Below are 21,007 nucleotides of genomic sequence, written 5' to 3'. Positions count from 1 at the left end.
AACCTCACAGACCATGCTGACGAAGCAGTTTTGCTGGAAGCGCAGAACTTATAGGAGGGAAGGCTTTGTTAAAGCGAACCTTAATCGGACTCATACGCAGCGCTGAAACAACAGGAGAGAAGGCAAAAGACCCGGCTTTGAAAACCCGGTACTATAAAATCTCCATGGATCAGGCTTGGGATGAAATCATCAACATGTTTAAAAAATTGAACGGGTACAAATTGCTTCACGAAGTGAGAAACGTAGGGGAGATTGTCGTAGAGAAACGAACGATTACCGGCAGGACGCAGGATATTACGGTAACGCTCTTTTCGATTAACCCGCTGAAGACGGCGGTCGATATTTATTCGGCCTCTCGCGGTTCGCTGGGCGACTTGGGCTCCAACTACCGCACGATTCTTGATATTTACAAGCATATCGATAAGAAGCTCGCTGCTCATAAAATAAATAATTAGCAACAAAAAAACAGCGTGGGAGCTTTGGCGGCTCCCCGCTGTTTTTGCATGTGCGTCCGATTAAACTAATTTCTTAACGGCTTCGACAGCCGCTTCGTAGTTCGGATGCTCCGTCATTTCTTTCAAGTATTCGACGTATTGAATCGTGTCGTTCGCATCGATGACGAAGATCGATCTCATGTCGAGCTGGAACTCTTCGATCAGTACGCCGTATGCTTTACCGAAGGAGCGATCCTTGTAGTCGGACAGCGTGACGACTTTGTCGATGCCGGCAGCGCCGCACCAGCGGGATTGAGCGAACGGCAAGTCTACGCTGACCGTAAGCACGACTACGTTGTCGCCGAGCTTAGCTGCTTCTTCGTTAAAACGGCGCGTTTGCGCGTCACAAACGCCTGTATCGAGAGAAGGTACCACGCTGATCAGCTTTACTTTTCCTGCATAGTCGGAAAGAGAAGCCGTTTCAAGCAAGTTTTTGCTAATAGTGAAGTTCGGAGCTTTATCTCCGGCTTTCAGTTCGGGTCCGATCAATGTAATCGGGTTGCCTTTGAATGTAGCTTGTGCCATATGTACATGGACCTCCTTCAAATGTATAGGAATGATTGGTATTCCACCGCTTTTTATTATAAGCTTTTCACAAGGAACTTGTCCAATGGAGGATAGGAAAGGAAGTAGCGTTCGTGGAACTAAGACAGCTGCAATATTTTGTGAAAGTAGCCCGTAAACAACACGTCACCCAGGCGGCGGAGGAGCTTCACGTCGCGCAATCCGCGGTCAGCAGACAAATTCATCAGCTCGAAGAAGAGCTCGGAGTGCAGCTTTTCGTACAGAAGGGCCGCAACTTGCAGCTGACTGCTGTCGGCAAGCTGTTCCTGAGCCGTGTGGAAGGCATTCTTACCGATCTGGAGCGGGCGGTTAATGAAATACACGAATACCTTGATCCGGAGCATGGAGAGATTCGCATCGGATTTCCGCACAGCCTCGGCATTTATTTGCTGCCGACCGTCGTGGCGCACTTCCGCAAATCGCATCCCGGCGTCAAGTTCCGACTTCGGCAGGGCACCTATAACAGCTTGATTCGCGATGTGGTGAAAGGCGAAATTGACCTCGCCTTCATTTCACCTTTTCCAGAGAAGCATGACCGCGTCTGCGGCGAGCTGCTGCTGCAGGAGGAGCTGTACGCGATTTTGCCGCAAGGCCATCTGCTGTCGGAGTACAAGCAAATCCGGCTCGAGCAGCTGAAGGACGAATCCTTCGTTATGTTCAGTGAGGAATACTCACTGCGCTCCATCGTGCTTGAAGCATGCGCCAAGGCAGGCTTTACGCCGCAGATCGGGTTCGAAGGAGAGGAGACCGATACGATCCGCGGTCTGGTCGCGGCGGGAATGGGCGTCAGCCTGCTGCCCGAAATGGCGCTTACCGAGATCAGCGAGCTGCAGCCGGCGAAAGTACGGGTCGTCGATCCGCAAGTTACGCGGAGCGTAGGTCTGATTCACCGCAGCAGCGAAAAGCTGCCGCTTGTTGCCGGCGTGTTTCAGCGTTTTTTGCTCGACTTCTTCCGCGACAAATAGCGATGGGCAATAAAAAAACCGGAGAGCTTCCGTCTCCGGTAATCTATAGAATGAACATCAGGCTGGCGGCCGCGGTGCCGAGCAGCCAATCCATCAGCGGCACCTTTGCATACAAGGTGCTTTTTGCTTTTCGGTCGGCTTGCCGAATATTTTCTTTCATTTGCATTTCCAGTTCGAACAGATTCATCATGGTTCCTTTCCTCCTGTTGAGCGGCTGTGAGCGGAAGGGGCGGGCTCGGCGGCTCTTGTTTCATCGGTTTATACTTTTATTATAGCTTGATAAAGATGAACAAAAAGTGTAGCATTAATTTTGACACTTTCATCTTTTACGGGAGGATCGCGGCGATGGACCATTACTACATGAAATTACGAAAGCGCTATCCCCATTCGATGGAAGGTGATGAAATCGAAATTACGATGGGCGAGCTGACGGAGCTGTTTCACTGCACCGGCCGCAATGTAAACCTGGTGCTTCGGCGCATGGAGGAGTCCGGGTGGATCCGGTGGTTCCCCGGCCGAGGGAGAGGCCATCGCTCCAGGCTCGTGTTTTTGGCTCAAAGCGAAGCCGTTGTGCTTGAGAGCGCTCAAGCGTTTGTGGAACGGGGCGACATTCAGCAAGCCTTTGCTTATCTCGACGAGCATTCATACCTTCCTTCCATTAAAGATCAATTCGTGTACTGGCTTGACATGCATTTCGGGTTCAGTCCCGAGATGAAGAACGAGCAAAAAACCGACACGCTGCGGCTTCCATTCAGCAAACCGATTGAAACGCTGGATCCGGCCTTTATTACGTATGTCGTAGAATGCCACATGGTCCAGCAAATTTTCGAAGTGCTTGTCAAATATAATGAAAAGACAGATATGATCGAAGGCAACTTGGCGCACTACTGGACCAGCTCGAATAAAGAGACGGAATGGACGTTTTACCTGCGGAAGGGCGTTTATTTCCACCATGGCAAAGAAATGACGTCATCGGACGTGAAATTTACGCTGGAACGAATCAAGAACGAAGAGCAGGGCTCGCCGTTTCACTGGCTGTTCACTGACGTGGGACGCATAGAGATACTGGATAAATATGCGCTGCGAATTGTTCTCAATAAAGCGAATCCGCTGTTTTTGCATCATCTGAGCTTGGACCGCGCTTCCATCGTGCCGGCGGATGCCGTTCAGGAGATGGGGAGCCGGTTTCGGCGGATGCCGGTTGGAACCGGACCGTTCAAGGTGGTCCGCAATGATGACAGCATGCTTGTGCTGGAGGCGTTCCCGCGGTATTTCGACCGGAGAGCTCATCTGGACCGGATCGAAATTTGGTTTACGCCGGAGCTTGAGCGCAAGGCCAGCCATTTGTCCGCGCCATCGTACCAAATGCATTATCAGTGCCATATTGACGGAGAAGTCCCGAACGATTGGCAGGCAATCGAAACGATCGGGCGCGATTGCAGTTTTGTTACGTTCAACATGGATTTGCCCGGTCCGCAGCAAAATGTATATTTTCGGAAAGCGTTTCTTCACGGGCTCGACCGGAAGCAGCTGAATGTGTCGGGGATGGGGGAAGTCTCCCTGGCCAAATGGTTTCACGAGCTGTCCCGTGAGCACAGCGACACGGATGATCAATACGATCCGATGACGGCGAGACAATGTTTGGCAAGAAGCGGGTACAAGGGTGAGACGCTGCTCCTGACGTACTCGTCCAACTTCCGGAACATTGCGGAGAGCATTCGGGAGCAGCTTTCCGAGCTGGGCATTCGAATGGAATTGCGGCAGATGGATAGTACCAAAAATGTGGAGCATCGAATGCGGCAGATTCATCAATCGCATTTTTGCCTATGCCGCAATGTGGTCGAGCAGGACTTGGAACTTTCGGTGATTGAGCTTTTTTTGGCGGCGAGTTGCCATGTCAGGGCGCATCTCGGTACGGAAATGCAACAGCAGACCGACTGGTTGATCCGCAGGCTGTACCAGGAAGGCTCCTCGGTCATCCGCGGCACCTATTTGAACCGGCTGCGCAGCCTGGTTACGGAGCAGGTGTATGTGCTGTTCTTATTTCAGCATACACAGCGTACCGTATTCCACCCGTCGTTGAAAAACGTGTCGCTCAATGCAATCGGATGGGTGCAGTTTCGCGAATTATGGTTTGAGCCGACAACGGGACAGACGGCGAATGCGGCTGGGGCGGAATAAATGTTAGAATGCAAGCTGAGCAACAAATGCTGAGATTGCAGTATCCACTGACTGCAGCTGTCAGGGAAGTTCATGTAATCTGAAGAAGTGATAAGCTTCCGCAATCGAACGTTTCTGACTCAGATTGGGGGATGAGAGATGACGACAAAAAAGGATAACGAGCTGCCGGTATTGTATTGCCGCGATCAGACGGAATTCGAGCAGTGGCTTGAGCGGCACCATGCCGATTCGCCGGGCATAAGGCTGAGGATGGCCAAAAAGGATGCGGGCATGGACTCCGTTACGTATGCCGAAGCGTTGGAATGTGCGTTATGCTACGGGTGGATCGACAGTCAAAAAGAAGCATACGACGACAAGACGTGGGTACAGCGTTTCACTCCGCGGAAACCGAAAAGCATTTGGTCCAAGGTGAACAAGGATAAAGTGGAACGGCTGATTGCCGAAGGGCGAATGAAGGCGGCAGGCCTTGCCGCGATCGACGAAGCGAAGCGCAATGGGCAGTGGGACAAGGCCTACGCTTCGCAAAGCACGGCTGAGATCCCGGACGATTTGGCGGCTGCACTGGAAGCGAGTCCGCCGGCCAAAGCATTCTATGACAGTCTGGACAAGCAGAACCAGTATGCGATCAAATTCCGCATTCACCAGGTTAAGAAGCAGGAGACCCGTGAGCGGCGTATACGGCAATTTATCGAAATGCTGGAAAAAGGCGAGAAGATTTATCCGACGAAATCGTAAACGCGGCAAGCGCTGCGAAGTGCGATAAGGAGAGGTGGATGAAGATGAGTAAGTTTGCGGCGTACGTTAAATTCAAGGCGCACCCGGGCAAGGGCGAGGCTCTGGCTGAAATATTGCTGGAAGCGGCGGAGCAATGCAGGACTGTGGAGGACTGCGAACTGTACATCGTCAACATCTCCGAGGAAGACCCGGATACGATTTGGGTAACAGAGCTATGGAGCGATCAGGCAGCGCATGACGCTTCGCTGCAGGGCGAGGAGGCAGCCGCGATGATTCGACGCGCCATGCCCCTGATCGCGGGAGCCGAACCGGTTCGGCTTAAGCCGCTCGGGGGCAAGGGTGCGTAGCCCGGCTTGCGAATGATTCGCTGTCTTTGCAAGGTAGTAAAAAAGACCGCACTTGAGCGGTCTTTTTTACTATGGGCGTATCCTTAATCGTCGCTGCGGTTGGTGAAGATCATAATATACTTGATGAGCTCCAGCAAGGAGATCAGCGCTGCGGCTACGTAGGTAAGCGCGGCAGCGTTCAGCACTTTGGCTACGCCGCGTTCTTCGTCGTTGGTGATGAAGCCTTCGGAAATCATCAGGTCGCGGGCCCGGTTGCTGGCGTTGAACTCGACCGGCAGCGTAACGAGCTGGAACGCTACCGCCGCGGAGAAGAACAAAATCCCGAGGCCAAGCAAGAAGTTGAATTGTTGGAAGATCAAGCCGGCAATAATCAGCAGCGGCGCAACGCCGGAAGTGAAGTTGACCGCCGGGAACATGCGGTGACGCAACACGAGCATAGGATAGTGCACTTTATGCTGTATGGCGTGGCCGACCTCATGACATGCGACGGATACGGCCGATATCGAGTTTTCGTAGTAGACCGGCTCCGACAGCCTCACGGCACGGGCGATCGGGTCGTAATGGTCCGTCAATGCACCCGGCACCGGTTCGACGGGCACGTCATACAGTCCGTTCGCGTCCAGCAGGCGGCGTGCGGCGTCGTATCCTGTCATTCCGGACGCAACAGGCACGTCGGACCATTTGCCGAATGTCCCCTTTACGCGGAACTGAGCCCAGATCGACAGTCCGAAGGCGATGAAGATCAAGTAATCCATCGGATGAAACCACATAGAATCCATTCCTCCATATATTATGTTTATTAGGAAAGGGGCCCTTTACCTAGCAGCAACAGAAGCGCTTCAATGCAGGCCGCCGCAGGCGGCGTCAACATCTTGTGCAGATTTTTCATCTGTGAAGGCTTAAGCTTCTCGAGCAGCGGCCCTACTTCCTTCGCTTCTTTTTCAAGCTGGTTCAGCAGCAGCTGCAATGATGTAAGCTTATCTGTCACGATTTCATCTCGGCTAACCTTATTTATACGCGATAGGCTTGCCTTGATTTCCTCCAAGGTATACTTCTCCCTTTTCATATGTTCAATACGTTTCAGTCGCGCTAAAGTTTCATCGCTATACAGACGATAATTTGTTTCCGATCTGGATTCCGGTTCGATCAGCCCGAGCTTCGTGTAGTAGTCGATTGTTCTGGGACTGACTTCCGATAAGCGGGCCAGCTCACCGATTTTGTACAGTCTCATATCCCCATGTCCCATCACCTCTTTACCTATTAATATGTAGTCTTTCGTCTCGTTAGTATTAATGATACCTGAATCCAAACCATACAGTCAAACGTTATGCTTTCCATATCGAATGACACGGGGTTGGAGCGGCGGCATAAACTTTCAACATGCGCTTTCCGCGCTGCATGGCAGTTGGTCGAACCCGGATCGCCACGATCATTGGAAGACATTCGCGCGAGAAAAAGATGGTTTAAGAGCAGGGTTGAACAAGCATCATGGAGGAAATCTGAATTATGTTATATTCGCGTTAGATTATTTTTCGCATTTTCTTCATTTTTTTATGATCAACATGTTGCAAATTAAAAGAACTGTATTATAATGACATTAAGAATTTCAATAAATGTTATATAAATTAACATTTGTGAGGGAGTGGTCAACATGGTTAAAAAGTTATTGTTATCCATGGGCTTTATGTCAGCATTCATGCCGGCGATGGCATTCGCTGCTGACGACGCAACACCCGCTCAGCTGCAAGGCGCGATCGATGCGGTATGGGTTATGTTAGCGGCCATTCTCGTCATCTTCATGCAAGCCGGCTTCGCTTTGCTCGAAGCAGGTTCGACCCGGATGAAAAACGCCGGTCACGTCGCAGGCAAGACCGTGCTCACCTTCGGCTTGTGCGCCATTGCGTTCTGGGCGATCGGCTTCGGTTTCGCCTTCGGCGACGGCAATGGATTTTTCGGAACGACGGGCTTCTTCGTCGACGGAACGGAGGAGCAGGCGCAAGCGGCGTTCAGTTCTCTGTCGTTCTCGGATGTCCCGATCGCGATTAAATTTTTGTTCCAGCTCGCTTTTGCCGGCGTATCGCTGGCGATTGCGTGGGGCGGCTTCGCGGAACGCGGCAAGCTGCCGGTTTACTTCATCTTCGGCATTTTATACACTGTACTCGTCTATCCGATTGTAGCTCACTGGGTATGGGGCGGAGGCTGGCTGTCCCAAATCGGCATGCAGGATTTCGCCGGTTCGACGGTCGTCCACCTGCAGGGCGCAACCGCGGCGCTGGTTGCCACACTGCTGCTCAAGCCGCGGATCGGCAAATACAATAAAGACAACACGCCAAACCTGATTCCTGGCCATAACCAGGTGCTGTCCGTGCTCGGGGTCATCATTCTTTGGATCGGCTGGTTCGGCTTCAACCCCGGCTCGACGCTCAGCGCGATGAACGACGGCTTCTTCGGATACATTGCGCTTACGACGAATTTGGCCGCTTCGGCCGGCGCTGTAGCCGCGCTAGTCGTATCCTGGATCTACTTCGGGAAGGCGGACGTTCCGAGCATGCTGAACGGCGTGCTGGCCGCACTGGTGGCGATCACCGCGTCCTGCGCCTTCGTTACGCCGCGCGATGCGATCATCATCGGAGCGATCTCCGGCATCCTGACGTTCTTCACGGCGCAGTGGTTCGAGAAGGCCGGCGTCGACGATCCCATCTACGCGTTCTCCGTGCACGGGATCGCCGGGATTTGGGGAACGCTCTCGACGGGGATCTTCGCTACGCCGGAGCTTGCGGAGAAGGTCGGCGTTGGCAAGGCTGGTTTGCTATACGGAGGCGGCTTGGAGCAGCTGGGCGTGCAGGCCCTTGGCGTATTTGGCGCATTCCTGTTCGTGCTGGTGCTTTCCTACATTATATTGTACGTTATCCAAGCGACGATCGGCCTGCGCGTTACCGAGGAAGAAGAGATTACCGGTCTGGACTTGTCCGAACACGGAACGTACGGGTATCCCGAACAAATGAGGAAAACGCCGGGGGGCACTTCGAACTCGGTTTAGTGGAAGACCCTATCTACAATTAACTACAAATAAAGGGGATACGTTATGGAACGTCACTCATCGGAATGGATTCTGCAGGAAATCGCAAGCGCCCGTAATATATCGGAGCTGCGCGCGTTCCGGGGTCAGGCGCATGAGGCGTTCCAGCGGCGTCTTCTTTTTTCCTCCCCGCTGGATTGGAATCGGGATACGAACGCATTTCATGATGCGATTATTCGCCAAGTCGTTGCATGGGCGGAGCGGAAGCTGCTGGATGAAGGGGCGGGCTCGCCGCCTCTCCCTTACGCCTTTTTGCTCTTCGGCAGCGGAGGACGGAGCGAGCAGACGCTCTGGAGCGATCAGGATAACGGGCTCGTGTATGCCGATCCGCAGTCGGAAGCGGATCGGCAGGCGGCGGAGACGTATTATCCCAGGTTGGCGGAGGCCATATATACGCTGCTGCTGTCGGCCGGGTATCCGCCCTGCAGCGGCGGGGTGATCTGTACGAATGAGCGATGGCTGAAGCCTTTGGCGGCGTATCGCTCCATGCTGCTCGACTGGTTCGGCGAACCGGATTGGGAGCATGTGAGATACTTGCTCATTACCGCCGATTTGCGGGCAATTTATGGCGATACTTCGCTGGCCGACCAAATCATGGATGTGTTTCAACAATATTTGGCCGATAAGCCCGAGATGCTTGAATATTTGCTGCGCAACACGCTTCATCACAAAGTATCGATCGGGCTGTTCGGGCAGCTGATCAAGGAACGGTATGGGGAAGATGCCGGCGGCGTAGATATTAAGTACGGAGCCTATATTCCGATTGTGAACGGTGTCCGGCTGCTTGCCCTGGAAGCCGGCGCACGCTGCAGCTCTACAGAAGATCGCATCCGTTCGCTCGTATCGTCTCAGGCGCTTGAGGAGGAGCTGGGAGACGACTTTCTGGAGGCGCTGGCCATCGCCTTGAAGCTGCGGTCAATGACTCCGTACCAAATCGAAGACGGCCATTATACGACCCGCGGCAAGCTGTCGGCCGAGCAGCTGACCAAAGAACGGGCATCCGAGCTGAAGCTTTGCTTGCGGATTGGCAACGACTTGCAAAAGTATGTAAAAAAGAGAGTTCATCGGGAGTTGTGAAAAAAAGGTTAGGTGATCGGAAATGAAAGATATGAAACCTGCCGGACGAATGTGGAGCTTATATAAAATGGGAGGCCTGACGCCGGCCATCACTTCGATGTTCGATGCGCGAAGCGCTCAACAGATGGCTTTCATTCGATCCATGATGAAGGAACAGCGTAAAAACTCGCTGTACGATATTTCGCTGGATTCGGTGGAACTGGTCGTTTTCGATCTGGAAACGACCGGTTTTTCGCCGTATAACGGAGACGAGATCATTTCCTTCGGAGCCGTCTCAGTGGCGGGGAGCTTCATCACCGAGGAAACGTTTTACAGTCTGGTGAATCCAAAGCGGAGCATCCCGAAGGAAATCGTAGAGCTGACGGGCATCTCCAATGAAATGGTGCAGGAAGCGCCGGACATTCTGCATGCTTTGAAAGGATTTCTCGAATTTGTCCAATCCAAAATATTGATTGCACATGGCTCGGGGCATGATAAGCACTTTCTGAATTCCGCGCTCTGGAAAACGTCAAAGGTCAATTTATCGCACCGGCTGCTGGACACGATGATCATCGCCAAATGGCTGAATCCGAAGCTGCCTGCGTATGATCTGGATTCGATGCTGGCGCTGTACGGCGTAGAAACGACAGTTCGCCATCACGCGCTGGAGGATGCGGTCATGACGGCGAGGCTGTGGGTGAAGCTGCTGGAAGAAATCAGATCCCGGGACGTCCATTCGCTGGGCGATTTGTATTTGCAATTAAGCCATCATCTTTAAGAGAGTCTTCCCGCATGCTGCGCAAAGCAGTAAGCTGAAGGCTCTTTTTTGTCGGTCAAGCACAATTGTCGTTTGTGCCGATCTTCATCGTGATTCTGTTTTTTCAGCGATATATTCAATCCTCTACGATCATCGGAATACCGGACCATGCAACCGTACCGTCATCAAGTGCAGCATAACGATATACCTTGGCAAGCGGGACACTGCCTTGAAGCGATACGATCCAATGCGTTGCTGTTCGATGCCAGGCGGTGAGCAAGTCTTCGCCAGAAGGGACGGGTGGAGCTTGAGGGTGGGAGTGAGCGATACCGAGCAGGATTGCACCGCTAGTCTCCAGTTGATATAAGACGCTTACAACCTCGCGAGGGTCCATGTCAAAATGATTCTCCGGCCGCGGCGACCGGTTGCTTACGGGAATAAAACGATCGATTCGATCGGACACGGAACTGTCGCCGCGATAACCTGACAAAAAGCCGCATGCTTCATGCGGCTGTTGCTGTATGCAGTATGCAATCATCTCGCGATAAGCTTGCTTGCTGATGCGAATCATATCCATAGTTCCTTTGCCGCTTTTACATCCATTATAATGCGGCGGAGGTCAACCTCCAACCTTCCCATGCGGTTTGACCAGGAAAAACACAAGTCCGAGCGTAATCAAGGCCATGGTGGCGACGGTAATGAAAACCATCTGATGCGATTTCTCCATCATCCACCCGAACAAAGGCGGTCCTGCCGCTACGCCCAAAAAACGCAAGCTGTTGTAGATGGACGTAATCATCCCGCGCTGGTCCCGTTTGACCGAGCCTGTAATCATCGTATTCAGGCAGGGGAGCAGCAAGCCGGTTCCGATACTGCTCAAAGTAAGCAGGCCGATAAACAGGTATATGTTTTTATTAAAGAGGAAGATACACAATCCGAGCGCGACCGTCATGATCCCAAGTCCGATATTGATGAGCCAGCGCATGACTGTTCCGTTTTTCTTGATCAACGACCCGGTTGTGTAGGACGTGATGACAAGGCCAAGCAGCGGAATGGCAAGCACCATCCCTTTCTTTACACCGTCGATATGGTAAGGGGCAACCTCCAAAATATCGGACAAGTAGAAGAGCACGCCGAACAATACGAAGAGCGAGACCGACCCGGCTATAAACGATGTAATTAACCAACGGCCTTTTTCCTTCAGTACTTTGCCGATGCTCCGCAAGTATTCGCCGAGCTTCATCGGTTCCTTCGTTTTCTCCGGTTCCTTGATCAAGAACATGATCGCCAGCAGCGATAGCGCGCAAAAGACGGGAAAAGCAAAAAAAGCCGCGTACCATACAATAAGGGCGAGCAATGATCCGATGATCGGACTGACGACTTTACCTGTGCCGTTCGAAGCCTCCGTTAAGCCAAGCGCCTTGCTTTCCGTTCCTTCCTTATATAAATCACCGGCGAGCGCCATGGCGATCGGAGCTGTTCCTGCGGCGCCAAGCCCTTGAATTGCCCGGGCAATAATGATCGTTGTGTAGGAGTTCCAGATCGCCCCGAAGCCTGCCAGAACTCCAGCGGCGCCGTATATAATGAGCGATGGAATCATGATGCTTTTCCTGGAAAATCGGTCGGATAAATAACCAGATAGTGGAATAACCAGGCCGGCCGTTACCGAAAAGAGGGTGATGACTAGACTGCTTTGGAATTGGCTGATGCCCAATCGTTCCTGCATGTCGGGTAAAATTGGAACGAGCATCGAGTTGCCGAGCACGAGGACAAGCGGAACGGAAGCGATCGCAATGAACTCCCATATTCTTCCTTTCGATTCACCGCTATTGTTCCCCTTCGTTTCGGCTTGTCCGGTTCGCTCCTTCGGCTTCCAGCTTACGTCGCTTTCAAACGTAATATCGAGTTTTTTTCGCTTCGTTTTTTCCATTACTTCATTCTGCTCCTCTATTTACATAAGATGAACCTAATGTTCCCGTATCTATCATTCACCATGCCTTAGGACGATACCTAATGAAGGAAAACGGCATTAATGTAACGTTTGCCGGCATTTTGGAGATACTGGAAAAGTGCGGCGCAAGCATGCGCCCATCCGAATAGCGACTACGAGGAGCAAGCAGATGAAAAAAATCACATGGTTGGCGGCAATCGCCGTCCTTTTAGTTGTGCTGGGTCTGTACCAAAGTAAAGCGGGGGACGCTGTTGCACAAGCATCTGCGGCCCGGCCGGAGCTAAAGCAGGGTCAAGCAGTACCTTCGTTTTCTTTGAAGGGCATGGATGGGGGAGAGTATCATGTCGGCGGTCCGCGGGATAAGCCGCTGATCGTTAATTTCTGGGCGTCATGGTGCGGGCCTTGTCACGAGGAGGCCCCGGACTTGGCGCAGCTATACGAGCGGTACAAAGGAAAGATCGATCTGTACGCCGTGAATGTTACCAAAGGAGACAGCCTCAAGGAGGCGCGGAGCTTCGTCAAACAATACGGGTATCACTTTCCCGTGCTGCTGGACGCTCAAGGGGAGGCGGCTGCTGTTTACCGGATCTTGTTTGTCCCGACCAGCTTCTTGATCGACAAACACGGGAATTTAAAAGAAGTGATTCACGTGCTTCCGCGCGATGAGCTGGAGCAACGCATACAGTCATTAATTGAAGCGTAACGAAAAAAAGCTGCGGTCTCCGTTATGAAAACGGGAACTGCAGCTTTTTGGTAGTTTATTATAGAAGCATTAATGGTTTACAAGCCCGACTTGCTCACGCTGTTCTTCCGGCTGATGGCTGGTGCGCGATTGCGAGAGAAGGGCATAGCGCATACTGTCGACGAGCGCGTGCCAGCTCGCTTCGATAATATTTTCCGACACACCTACCGTATTCCATGCATTTTTGAAATCGGACGATTCGATCAGCACCCGTACTTTGCCGGCTGTCGCATTTTTATCGTCGAGAACGCGGACTTTATAGTCGGACAAATGCATATGCTGGATGCCCGGGTAATGCTTTTTCAAGCATTTGCGGAGCGCGTTGTCGAGCGCGTTGACCGGTCCGTTGCCTTCCGCCGCATTGTATACGGTCTCCCCATGCACCTTCAGCTTGACGATCGCTTCGGAAAGAACCGGTTGTCCGGCCGATTTGGTCACCATGATTTTGAACGATTCAAGCGTGAAAATTTCTTCGAGCATACCATAGGCATTGCGCATCAACAGCTCGAGTGTCGCATCGGCCCCTTCGAACTTGTAGCCCTGATGCTCCATTTCCTTGATTTGCTCGATCAGCAGCTTCGTCTGCTGATTATTCGTATCGAACTCCAGCCCGAGCTCCTGGGCCTTGAATACGAGGTTGCTTTGACCGGCCAACTCGGAGACGAGCACACGCTGCTTGTTGCCCACAAGCTCCGGCGTAATATGCTCGTATGTACTGGAGTCCCGCAAAATGGCCGAGACGTGAATGCCGCCCTTGTGGGCGAACGCCGCCGAACCGACATACGGCTGATTGATCGGCATATGCATATTCGCGATTTCGCTGACATAGCGGGCAATACTGCTTAAGCTCGCCAACTGGTCCGCAGAGATGACGTCGTATTTCAGCTTGAGCTGCAGGTTCGGGATGATGGACACCAGATTGGCATTGCCGCATCGTTCACCATACCCGTTAATCGTGCCTTGAACTTGTCGGGCGCCGGCCATTACAGCTGCGATGCTGTTGGCAACGCCGAGCTCACAGTCATTATGCGCGTGAATGCCGATCGGCGTAGCGATGTTCTGGCACACGGTCTTTACGATCTCCGTTATTTCATGCGGGAGCGTACCGCCGTTCGTATCGCACAAGGCGATCCAGTCCGCGCCGGCCGCTTCCGCCTGCTTGATCGTCGCCAGCGCATATTCGGGATTGCTCTTGTAGCCGTCGAAGAAATGCTCAGCGTCGTAGATCACTTCCAAGCCGTTGCTCTTCAAGTAGCGGACGGAATCGTAGATCATCGCCAAATTTTCTTCCAGCGTCGTCTGGATCGCCGTATGCACCTGAAAGTCCCAGGACTTGCCGAAGATCGCCGCGGCGGCCACGCCGACTTCAAGAATCCGGTTCAAGTTCGGATCGTTCTCCGCCTTGGTCCCTTTGCGGCGCGTGCTTCCGAAAGCCGTCACTTTCGCATGCTTGAACGACAGCTCTTTGACGCGAATGAAAAACTCAATATCTTTATTGTTGCTTCCCGGCCAGCCGCCTTCAATATAAGAAACACCCAGCGTATCGAGCTTCTGGGCGATTTTCAATTTGTCTTCGACGGACAGGCTGATTCCTTCGCCTTGGGTACCGTCCCTAAGTGTCGTATCGAATATTTTGATCGTGCTATTCATAAACTGGCCTCCTGATCCATCAACCTCTGTTGCGCTGATACGGGACCGAATCGTTAACTTGATCGTATTTCCCTTCTCAGCCGCAAAGTATATTACATCATTATAGCACAATTTTCCCGGGGCCGTGTACACTTTTTCAGGCGAAGGTCCCTTGTTCGTCTTGACCTTGATTCGGGGTGTAGGTATGCTGGGAGAAGATGATATCGCCGGAGGTGTTCCTTTTGTGACGAACGCGGGCTCGAGCGGTTATCCTGTCAATGGAAGAGTTATTTTGCATATCGATATGAACGCGTTCTACTGCTCGGTTCATGAAGCGGTAGAACCGGAATTGTATAAAGGCAAGCCACTTGCCGTCGCCGGAAGCGTGGAGCTGCGCAAAGGCATTGTCGTCACTTGCTCCTACAAGGCGCGTGCGGTAGGCGTCAAAACCGGCATGCTGGTAAAGCAGGCGCTTCGTCTATGTCCGGATCTGGTCCTGATCCGGCCGGACTTCGATTTGTACCGGCAGTTTTCCCGGCGGTTCATGAAAATCGCATACGAATACTCGCCGCTCGTGGAAGCGGTGTCCATTGACGAATGTTATGTCGACATTACCGGTTCCAAAATATTCGGCGTGCCGCTCGATATCGCTCAGGCAATTCAGCTGCGCATTCGCGAGGAGCTCGGTCTCCCTTGCTCCATCGGTGTCGCTCCGAACAAGCTGCTGGCCAAAATGGCTTCGGACATGAAGAAGCCCAATGGCATTTCGGTGCTGCGGAAGCGCGATGTACCGCATGTGCTGTGGCCGCGGCCGTGTGCGGAATTGTTCGGCATCGGCCGGAAGACGGCGGAGAAGCTGAAGAAGCTGCAAATTCATACGCTCGGTCAGCTGGCTAAGGCGGATGAGCGGCTGCTTACCGATCGCTTCGGCGTGTATGGGGCTCATCTGCTGCTTGCCGCTAACGGCGAAGACGATTCGCCGGTCAATCCGGAGCGGGAGCAAAGCAAATCGATCGGCCATACGACCACGCTGCCGGTCAATGTGAAAGACAAGCATGACATTCACCGCGTATTTCTGAATTTGTCTGACCAGGTGGGACGCCGGCTGCGCAAGCAGGGGCTGCTGGCCCATACGGTGCAGATTACGATCCGCGACCCCGACATGAAGACGATTACCCGGGCATCCAAGCTGCCGCATGCTTCCGAGAACGCCGACGAGTTCTACAAAGCGGCATGCAAGCTATTCGATACGCAGTGGCAAACCGGCGAGCCGGTCCGCTTGCTCGGGATTACGCTGCAAAATTTGGAGGCGAAGCGGGAGGCGGCCGTCCAGCTCGACCTGTTCGACTACGAAAAACAGCCGCTCAAAGAAAAGCTGAACAAAGCAATGGATGCGCTGCGCGACAAATACGGGGAAAGCGTCATTTTGACGGCAGGCATGCTTAGCGACGATCCGTCCGCACTGATCCGCAACGGGAAAGTGCGGGGAACATCGCTGCAGATGGATCATTTGAAGCTGAAAGGGCTGGAGGAAGAATGACGAAGGTGATCGGATTTGCCGGATATTCGGACAGCGGCAAGACGACGCTGATCGAGAAGCTCGTCCCGCGGCTCGAAGCCGGCGGCCTGTCGGTCGCGGTCATAAAGCATGACGGCCATGGGCACTATAAAGAAGTCGAGGGAACCGACTCCACGCGATGGATCGAGGCGGGCGCTTCGGCTGTCGCCGTCCTGTCGCCGCATGCGCTTCATCTATATGAACGGTGCGCTCCGGCATTGGGGCAGCTGATTGAGCAGTGGGAGGGACGCTACGACCTGATTATTATCGAAGGGTTCAAGCGGGAGCCTTTTCCGAAAATCGCGGTGTTCCGTTCGCCTCAGCAAGCGGCCATCGTTGCCGAGTTGTCCGAAAGACCGCTCGCTTGGGTAACGACGGATGCAGCTTACGCTTCCGAACCGCCGGGCGGGACTCCCATCTACGATCCCGATGATGTGGAAGGCATCGCCAGTTTCATTGAAGGACTTGCGGAATAACAAATACCGGAAGCCCTGTTCCATAGCAGGAAGGTATCAAACCGTTCTCTACTTTCTATTTGAACTTTCAAAGCATTTATATTATATTTTAGGATGAGGCTGCACAATTAAGGAGGAATATAAGTCATGGCTAAATACACATGGGTGGAGAAAGATACCTGTATCGCCTGCGGCGCCTGTGGCGCGACCGCACCTGATATTTACGATTACGACGATGAGGGTCTTGCTGAAGTTATTTTCGACGGCGACGGAAACACGGGTAACACGGAAATTCCGGAAGATCTGTTCGACGATCTGCAGGATGCGCAAGACGGCTGTCCTACCGATTCCATTAAAGTAGCGGATGCTCCTTTTAATAAATAATCGGTTTTTGCAACGGCGAAAAGAGCCTGTTCCCATACATGTGGAGTAGGCTCTTTTGCTATACTCATTTTCCCACTCTTGCAGCGTCCGCCCTCTTGTATATCCCCGCACAACCGACAACATTCCGTTCTTTTCGGCATTTCACCGAATCTATCCGCAGGAACGACCTTTCCGATGGGAAAGGTTTTTTCTTCATGTTCGCTTGATAAAAACCGATATAGAAGAGGAGCATGCGGAAAGAAAGGGGTCTTGTCGTGAAAACGAAACCAACGGGCGAACAATTGGAGCTGTTTTTCAAGCAGGACCCGATGTATTTGAAAAAATACGTCAAGGCGCACCCGGAAAATAAAATGGCCTGGTATTTGCTCGGGCGAGATTACGAGTCGCAGGGAAAGCAAGGGAAAGCGCTCTATTGCTATGCGCAGGCCGGGGAAATCTACGAAGCGTACGAGAATCAAAAAATAAGTTTGCCTACGGAGGAGCTGGAATCGATCGAGCGCTGGCATGCCGGCCGCAAACGGGCGCGGACGCGCGGCGTACTGCGCTGGGCCGTCCTGCTTCTGCTGGCCGCGGCCTCCGTATTGATCGCGCCGGGCTCATGGCCGTGGACGCCGGAGGAGACAAGCCGGGAGCTCCCGCTTCCGCCGGATGTAAGCAGCGCGCAGGTGCGAGAGACGAAAGTATACTACTTGTCCGGCGGCAAGAGCAAGGCATCGGTCGGCGCCGCGCTGCAGCAAATGCTGCTGCAGGAGCGGGTCAGCAGCTTCGGGCTGCTGGCCAGAGGGCTCCCGCTCGGCGGGACCTCGTGGATCGGCTGGTTAAAGAAGCCGCAGCTCATTCTGTCCGTGGAAGCGAAGCAGGACGCATCGCAGCAGCAAATTTATTATCATGACGCGCAGAGCTGTGAATGCGAGCCGAGCGATTCTGCCAAGGCGGAGGCGATCGTCGATGCGTGGATGTCCACACAGGAGCAGGAGCTTGTCTTGAAGTCGGCGCTGGCCGCCTATATGGAGCGGAACGGCCGCATGCCGCAGCAGAGCTCCGAGCTGACGGCAGCGTACCCGAACAATATGCTGCCGGGACTTACGCCATACATGCAGGAGCGGTTTGAACGGCAGAAGGATGCGCTGGGCGCAGAGCTTGCAGCGGCGAAGCAAGCTTCGGCTGCGGGGGCCAAGGCGCTGCCTGAGGCGGGCACGGACGGACTGACCAAACCGCTCGGCGAGCCGATGCGGATCATCGTGGACAAGACGGCGCACCGGCTCGCCGTAGCGAGCGGCAATATCATTGTACGCAGCTATGCGGTAGGTTTGGGCGGCTCCCGTACGCCGGAAGGGACCTTCGCCATCTCGGAGAAGGTGCGCAATCCGAACGGCAAATCAGACGGCGAGTTCGGCAGCAGAGGTATGACATTATCCGATACGAACTACGCGATTCACGGCACGAATAAGCCGTCCAGCATCGGGAAGGATCAATCGCTGGGATGCATACGAATGCGCAAGGAAGATATTGAAGAGCTGTTCGATCTGGTGCCGCTCGGCACACCCGTTACGATCGGAAAAGGGATGCTGCCGCTCGAAGAGGTGCGTTCGGGCAAGCCGTATCAGGTGCCTGCCGTAAGCGACGATACGAATCCGGGCAAAGTATACCGCTGGCTGGATTGATGCGCGTCGCATCGCGAGCCGTTATCAACGAACCGCCGCAGACTCAAGGATTCAAAATCAGCAGCAAGGCCATGGCGATGACGATGAGCCCGAAGATAGAGCTGATCCATATAATCAGCTTCTTGTTCGGCTCGTCCTTTTGTTTGCGCTGAACGTAAGAGGTTTTCTTTTTTGGCATGCGGATCAGTCCTGCCTTTTCTAGGGTTTAAGCCTATTTTAGCATAACCGGAATCGATTCGCCGATGCAGAATTCACAGATGCCTACTTTATTTTTGAGCGATTTAACGATAAACTGTCAAAAGAAGGGTTGCACTAGGATACGCGGCTTCAGAGGGAGAGAACATAACAGATGCTTTACAAAAATATAGCAAAGCCGGTGCTGTTCCGGATGGATCCGGAACAAGCGCATCATCTTACGATCGACGGGCTTCATACGGTTGGAAACGTGCCGGGCGGACGCAGACTGCTCCGCGCCATGTACGGAGTCAGGCCGTGTCCGGAGCTGCAGACGGAGCTGTGGGGCATCCGCTTCGATAATCCGGTCGGGCTTGCCGCCGGCCTCGATAAGAACGCGAAGGCGGTTCCGGGCTTTTCGAACATCGGCTTCGGCTTCATGGAAGTCGGGACGGTGACGCCTAAACTGCAAGAGGGCAACGAAAAGCCGCGCTTGTTCCGGCTTCCGCCGGACGCTGCGCTCATCAACCGGATGGGCTTCAACAACGTAGGGATCGACGGCATGAAGCGGAATCTCCGCAACCAGGGACATCGTTCCATCCCGCTTGCCATTAATATCGGCAAAAACAAAACGACGCCGAACGAGCAGGCGGAGGACGATTATCGCGCTTGTATCCGGGCTTTGTACGGGTACGGCGATTTTTTCGTGGTCAATATCAGCTCGCCGAATACCCCGGATCTGCGAAATCTGCAGCACGGAGACGACTTGTCGCGGCTGCTTGCCGCGGTCATCGGCGAAATTCAGGCGCAGCACGCGAAATTCGGCGGGAGGCAAAAGCCGGTGCTCGTCAAAATCGCGCCGGACTTAACCCCGGAGGAAGTCGAGTATACGGTGGCTACGATCGACCGGAGCGGCGTATCCGGCATTATCGCCTCGAACACGACGCTTTCCCGCGACGGCTTGTCCCACGAGAACCGGAAGGAAACCGGAGGGCTTAGCGGCAGGCCGCTCACTGAGCGCTCTACCGAGCTCATTCGGACGATATATCGGTTAACCGACGGAAAGCTGCCGATCATCGGGTCGGGCGGTATTTTTACGGCGGAGGACGCATACGAAAAAATACGAGCCGGAGCCAGTCTGGTCGAAGTGTATACCGCCCTTATATATGAAGGTCCTGGGCTTCTGCGCAAGCTGAACGACGGGCTCAAGACACTGCTGCGCAAAGACGGGTTCAGCCGCATCTCGGAAGCGGTCGGATCGGCGCATCGCTCGAAGTAACGTAGCTCCCGCCGGTTGTGCGGGGGCTGCAGGTGTCAGCAGCTTTCGTCTCTGTGAGAGAAGGGGAGCTGTGGAGGTTGATGACTTCACTCCCAAGCAGCAGGGGAAGTTGCACTGGCTGACAGCTTCCATCTGAATAGGGAATAGAGGGAAGTTGCGACGTAGGAGGTTGACAACAATGGAAGGCTGGGATTGGAAAAAATTTCTGCTGCCTTACGAGCAGACGATTGAAGAACTGAAAGTGAAATTCAAGACGCTTCGTACCGAGCTGAAAAGCCGTGAGGAATACTCGCCTATCGAATTCGTAACCGGACGCGTGAAAAAGGTGTCCAGCATCCTCGAGAAAGCCAAACGGCTTAATGTGCCGATGGAGCAGCTGGAGACCGGGATCGAGGACATCGCAGGCATCCGGATCATGTGCCAGTTCGTGGAAGACATCGACCGTCTCGCGGAGCTGATCCGGCAGCGCGAGGACATGACGGTGCTGTATGTGAAAGACTACATTAAAAATAAAAAGCCGAGCGGCTATCGAAGCTACCATATTATTGTGGAATATCCGGTGCAAACCGCGCTCGGCATGAAACGGGTGCTTGCAGAAATCCAGCTCCGTACGCTAGCGATGAACTTCTGGGCGACTATCGAGCATTCGCTGAACTACAAGTACCGCGAAAGCTTGCCGAAGGAAGTGGTGAACCGGCTGAGCAAGGCGGCGGAAGCGGCGTTCCTGCTCGATCAGGAAATGAGCAGCATCCGCGAGGAAATTATGGAAGCGCAGAAGCTGTTCGAGGATAAGTCGAACATCGTTTCCAAAGTATTGAACGGCATCCATGAGCTGTACTTTTTCCATCGTGTGCGCGAGGCGGCGCAATTCCAGATGCGGTTTAACGAGCTGTGGGATACGGATGACGTATGGCTGCTGAAGGAGCTGCTCGGTCAGGTAGAGGAAGCGATCGTCCGCGCGAAAAAAGGCAACTCCTCCAAATGACGCCGATT

General features: G+C 53.5%; 23 protein-coding genes. 15 read left to right on the top strand and 8 right to left on the bottom strand.

Annotated features, from left to right (window positions below):
• Positions 1-65 precede the first annotated feature (65 nt).
• Positions 66-455, top strand: coding sequence for a DUF1499 domain-containing protein (locus tag KXG62_RS13295; RefSeq protein ID WP_218092465.1), 390 nt, complete (start codon positions 66-68; stop codon positions 453-455).
• Between the two features lie 60 nt (positions 456-515).
• On the opposite strand, the gene tpx is transcribed toward KXG62_RS13295, so the two are convergent.
• Positions 516-1,019, bottom strand: a complete 504-nt coding sequence (gene tpx / locus KXG62_RS13290) for a thiol peroxidase (RefSeq protein WP_218092464.1) — start codon at positions 1,017-1,019, stop codon at positions 516-518.
• Positions 1,020-1,132: 113 nt separating this feature from the next.
• On the opposite strand from tpx, the gene gltC reads away from it, so the two are divergent.
• Positions 1,133-2,023, top strand: a complete 891-nt coding sequence (gltC, locus tag KXG62_RS13285) for a glutamate biosynthesis transcriptional regulator GltC (RefSeq protein ID WP_218092463.1) — start codon at positions 1,133-1,135, stop codon at positions 2,021-2,023.
• 43 nt (positions 2,024-2,066) lie between these two features.
• On the opposite strand, the gene KXG62_RS13280 is transcribed toward gltC, so the two are convergent.
• Positions 2,067-2,213, bottom strand: a complete 147-nt coding sequence (locus tag KXG62_RS13280) for a hypothetical protein (protein WP_218092462.1) — start codon at positions 2,211-2,213, stop codon at positions 2,067-2,069.
• 155 nt (positions 2,214-2,368) lie between these two features.
• Between KXG62_RS13280 and KXG62_RS13275 the strand changes: the two genes are divergently transcribed.
• From KXG62_RS13275 to KXG62_RS13265, 3 genes are all read left to right on the top strand, one after another.
• Positions 2,369-4,204 carry an ABC transporter substrate-binding protein gene (locus KXG62_RS13275; protein WP_218092461.1) on the top strand — a complete coding sequence of 612 codons (1,836 nt, stop codon included), beginning with the start codon at positions 2,369-2,371 and terminating at the stop codon, positions 4,202-4,204.
• 138 nt (positions 4,205-4,342) lie between these two features.
• Positions 4,343-4,939, top strand: coding sequence for a YdeI/OmpD-associated family protein (locus KXG62_RS13270; RefSeq protein WP_218092460.1), 597 nt, complete (start codon positions 4,343-4,345; stop codon positions 4,937-4,939).
• 44 nt (positions 4,940-4,983) lie between these two features.
• The gene (locus KXG62_RS13265; protein WP_218092459.1) at positions 4,984-5,286 is read left to right on the top strand and encodes a putative quinol monooxygenase; all 303 of its coding nucleotides are present in this window, start codon (positions 4,984-4,986) and stop codon (positions 5,284-5,286) included.
• 83 nt (positions 5,287-5,369) lie between these two features.
• Here the strand turns inward: KXG62_RS13265 and KXG62_RS13260 are convergent, their stop codons facing one another.
• Entirely contained in the window at positions 5,370-6,056 is a 687-nt protein-coding gene (locus KXG62_RS13260; protein WP_218092458.1) for a zinc metallopeptidase, read from the bottom strand.
• Between the two features lie 29 nt (positions 6,057-6,085).
• Positions 6,086-6,517 carry a MerR family transcriptional regulator gene (locus KXG62_RS13255; RefSeq protein ID WP_218092457.1) on the bottom strand — a complete coding sequence of 144 codons (432 nt, stop codon included), beginning with the start codon at positions 6,515-6,517 and terminating at the stop codon, positions 6,086-6,088.
• 420 nt (positions 6,518-6,937) lie between these two features.
• On the opposite strand from KXG62_RS13255, the gene KXG62_RS13250 reads away from it, so the two are divergent.
• The 3 genes from KXG62_RS13250 to KXG62_RS13240 are packed head-to-tail and all read left to right on the top strand — an operon-like array spanning position 6,938 to position 10,199.
• Positions 6,938-8,326 (top strand): ammonium transporter, encoded by a 1,389-nt coding sequence (locus KXG62_RS13250; protein ID WP_218092456.1) that lies wholly within the window; start codon positions 6,938-6,940, stop codon positions 8,324-8,326.
• Positions 8,327-8,371: 45 nt separating this feature from the next.
• Complete coding sequence (locus KXG62_RS13245) at positions 8,372-9,442, top strand: DUF294 nucleotidyltransferase-like domain-containing protein (protein WP_218092455.1); 1,071 nt, start codon at positions 8,372-8,374, stop codon at positions 9,440-9,442.
• Positions 9,443-9,464: 22 nt separating this feature from the next.
• Positions 9,465-10,199, top strand: a complete 735-nt coding sequence (locus KXG62_RS13240; protein ID WP_218092454.1) for an exonuclease domain-containing protein — start codon at positions 9,465-9,467, stop codon at positions 10,197-10,199.
• A 115-nt stretch (positions 10,200-10,314) separates the two neighbouring features.
• Here KXG62_RS13240 and KXG62_RS13235 read toward each other — a convergent pair whose 3' ends face one another.
• Together KXG62_RS13235 and KXG62_RS13230 are read right to left on the bottom strand one after the other, a co-directional pair.
• Complete coding sequence (locus KXG62_RS13235) at positions 10,315-10,749, bottom strand: M67 family metallopeptidase (protein WP_218092453.1); 435 nt, start codon at positions 10,747-10,749, stop codon at positions 10,315-10,317.
• Positions 10,750-10,797: 48 nt separating this feature from the next.
• Entirely contained in the window at positions 10,798-12,108 is a 1,311-nt protein-coding gene (locus KXG62_RS13230; protein ID WP_218092452.1) for an MFS transporter, read from the bottom strand.
• A 190-nt stretch (positions 12,109-12,298) separates the two neighbouring features.
• Here KXG62_RS13230 and KXG62_RS13225 point away from each other — a divergent pair, with 190 nt between their 5' ends.
• A complete protein-coding gene (locus tag KXG62_RS13225; protein ID WP_218092451.1) occupies positions 12,299-12,832 on the top strand; it encodes a TlpA family protein disulfide reductase in 534 nt (177 codons plus the stop codon).
• A 69-nt stretch (positions 12,833-12,901) separates the two neighbouring features.
• On the opposite strand, the gene cimA is transcribed toward KXG62_RS13225, so the two are convergent.
• Entirely contained in the window at positions 12,902-14,521 is a 1,620-nt protein-coding gene (gene cimA / locus KXG62_RS13220) for a citramalate synthase (protein WP_218092450.1), read from the bottom strand.
• A 184-nt stretch (positions 14,522-14,705) separates the two neighbouring features.
• Here cimA and KXG62_RS13215 point away from each other — a divergent pair, with 184 nt between their 5' ends.
• The 4 genes from KXG62_RS13215 to KXG62_RS13200 all read left to right on the top strand — a co-directional run bounded on the left by KXG62_RS13215 (position 14,706) and on the right by KXG62_RS13200 (position 18,561).
• The gene (locus KXG62_RS13215; protein ID WP_218092449.1) at positions 14,706-16,040 is read left to right on the top strand and encodes a DNA polymerase IV; all 1,335 of its coding nucleotides are present in this window, start codon (positions 14,706-14,708) and stop codon (positions 16,038-16,040) included.
• Entirely contained in the window at positions 16,037-16,534 is a 498-nt protein-coding gene (gene mobB / locus KXG62_RS13210; protein WP_218092448.1) for a molybdopterin-guanine dinucleotide biosynthesis protein B, read from the top strand. Before KXG62_RS13215 ends, mobB begins: the two co-directional genes overlap by 4 nt.
• A gap of 126 nt (positions 16,535-16,660) precedes the next feature.
• The gene (locus tag KXG62_RS13205; RefSeq protein ID WP_218092447.1) at positions 16,661-16,897 is read left to right on the top strand and encodes a ferredoxin; all 237 of its coding nucleotides are present in this window, start codon (positions 16,661-16,663) and stop codon (positions 16,895-16,897) included.
• A gap of 254 nt (positions 16,898-17,151) precedes the next feature.
• Positions 17,152-18,561 carry a L,D-transpeptidase family protein gene (locus KXG62_RS13200; RefSeq protein ID WP_246627431.1) on the top strand — a complete coding sequence of 470 codons (1,410 nt, stop codon included), beginning with the start codon at positions 17,152-17,154 and terminating at the stop codon, positions 18,559-18,561.
• A 43-nt stretch (positions 18,562-18,604) separates the two neighbouring features.
• On the opposite strand, the gene KXG62_RS34365 is transcribed toward KXG62_RS13200, so the two are convergent.
• Entirely contained in the window at positions 18,605-18,739 is a 135-nt protein-coding gene (locus tag KXG62_RS34365) for a hypothetical protein (protein WP_281426781.1), read from the bottom strand.
• A 171-nt stretch (positions 18,740-18,910) separates the two neighbouring features.
• On the opposite strand from KXG62_RS34365, the gene KXG62_RS13195 reads away from it, so the two are divergent.
• Together KXG62_RS13195 and yjbM are read left to right on the top strand one after the other, a co-directional pair.
• Positions 18,911-20,014, top strand: coding sequence for a quinone-dependent dihydroorotate dehydrogenase (locus KXG62_RS13195; RefSeq protein ID WP_218092445.1), 1,104 nt, complete (start codon positions 18,911-18,913; stop codon positions 20,012-20,014).
• Positions 20,015-20,192: 178 nt separating this feature from the next.
• The gene (gene yjbM / locus KXG62_RS13190) at positions 20,193-20,999 is read left to right on the top strand and encodes a GTP diphosphokinase (RefSeq protein ID WP_218092444.1); all 807 of its coding nucleotides are present in this window, start codon (positions 20,193-20,195) and stop codon (positions 20,997-20,999) included.
• The last annotated feature ends 8 nt before the right edge of the window (positions 21,000-21,007 follow it).

Origin of the sequence: Paenibacillus solanacearum, from assembly GCF_910593845.1 — a bacterium.
Lineage (GTDB): Bacteria > Bacillota > Bacilli > Paenibacillales > NBRC-103111 > Paenibacillus_G > Paenibacillus_G solanacearum.
Note: the sequence above shows the minus strand (reverse complement) of the source record. Positions and strands in the feature narration are given on the sequence as shown.

Excerpts from the sequence above, each read along its gene's own strand:
- tpx (WP_218092464.1), bottom strand. The coding sequence starts at position 1,019 with ATGGCACAAGCTACATTCAAAGGCAACCCGATTACATTGATCGGACCC.
- KXG62_RS13280 (WP_218092462.1), bottom strand. The coding sequence starts at position 2,213 with ATGATGAATCTGTTCGAACTGGAAATGCAAATGAAAGAAAATATTCGG.
- KXG62_RS13275 (WP_218092461.1), top strand. The coding sequence starts at position 2,369 with ATGGACCATTACTACATGAAATTACGAAAGCGCTATCCCCATTCGATG.
- KXG62_RS13270 (WP_218092460.1), top strand. The coding sequence starts at position 4,343 with ATGACGACAAAAAAGGATAACGAGCTGCCGGTATTGTATTGCCGCGAT.
- KXG62_RS13265 (WP_218092459.1), top strand. The coding sequence starts at position 4,984 with ATGAGTAAGTTTGCGGCGTACGTTAAATTCAAGGCGCACCCGGGCAAG.
- KXG62_RS13260 (WP_218092458.1), bottom strand. The coding sequence starts at position 6,056 with ATGTGGTTTCATCCGATGGATTACTTGATCTTCATCGCCTTCGGACTG.
- KXG62_RS13255 (WP_218092457.1), bottom strand. The coding sequence starts at position 6,517 with ATGAGACTGTACAAAATCGGTGAGCTGGCCCGCTTATCGGAAGTCAGT.
- KXG62_RS13250 (WP_218092456.1), top strand. The coding sequence starts at position 6,938 with ATGGTTAAAAAGTTATTGTTATCCATGGGCTTTATGTCAGCATTCATG.
- KXG62_RS13245 (WP_218092455.1), top strand. The coding sequence starts at position 8,372 with ATGGAACGTCACTCATCGGAATGGATTCTGCAGGAAATCGCAAGCGCC.
- KXG62_RS13240 (WP_218092454.1), top strand. The coding sequence starts at position 9,465 with ATGAAAGATATGAAACCTGCCGGACGAATGTGGAGCTTATATAAAATG.
- KXG62_RS13235 (WP_218092453.1), bottom strand. The coding sequence starts at position 10,749 with ATGATTCGCATCAGCAAGCAAGCTTATCGCGAGATGATTGCATACTGC.
- KXG62_RS13230 (WP_218092452.1), bottom strand. The coding sequence starts at position 12,108 with ATGGAAAAAACGAAGCGAAAAAAACTCGATATTACGTTTGAAAGCGAC.
- KXG62_RS13225 (WP_218092451.1), top strand. The coding sequence starts at position 12,299 with ATGAAAAAAATCACATGGTTGGCGGCAATCGCCGTCCTTTTAGTTGTG.
- cimA (WP_218092450.1), bottom strand. The coding sequence starts at position 14,521 with ATGAATAGCACGATCAAAATATTCGATACGACACTTAGGGACGGTACC.
- KXG62_RS13215 (WP_218092449.1), top strand. The coding sequence starts at position 14,706 with ATGCTGGGAGAAGATGATATCGCCGGAGGTGTTCCTTTTGTGACGAAC.
- mobB (WP_218092448.1), top strand. The coding sequence starts at position 16,037 with ATGACGAAGGTGATCGGATTTGCCGGATATTCGGACAGCGGCAAGACG.
- KXG62_RS13205 (WP_218092447.1), top strand. The coding sequence starts at position 16,661 with ATGGCTAAATACACATGGGTGGAGAAAGATACCTGTATCGCCTGCGGC.
- KXG62_RS34365 (WP_281426781.1), bottom strand. The coding sequence starts at position 18,739 with ATGCCAAAAAAGAAAACCTCTTACGTTCAGCGCAAACAAAAGGACGAG.
- KXG62_RS13195 (WP_218092445.1), top strand. The coding sequence starts at position 18,911 with ATGCTTTACAAAAATATAGCAAAGCCGGTGCTGTTCCGGATGGATCCG.
- yjbM (WP_218092444.1), top strand. The coding sequence starts at position 20,193 with ATGGAAGGCTGGGATTGGAAAAAATTTCTGCTGCCTTACGAGCAGACG.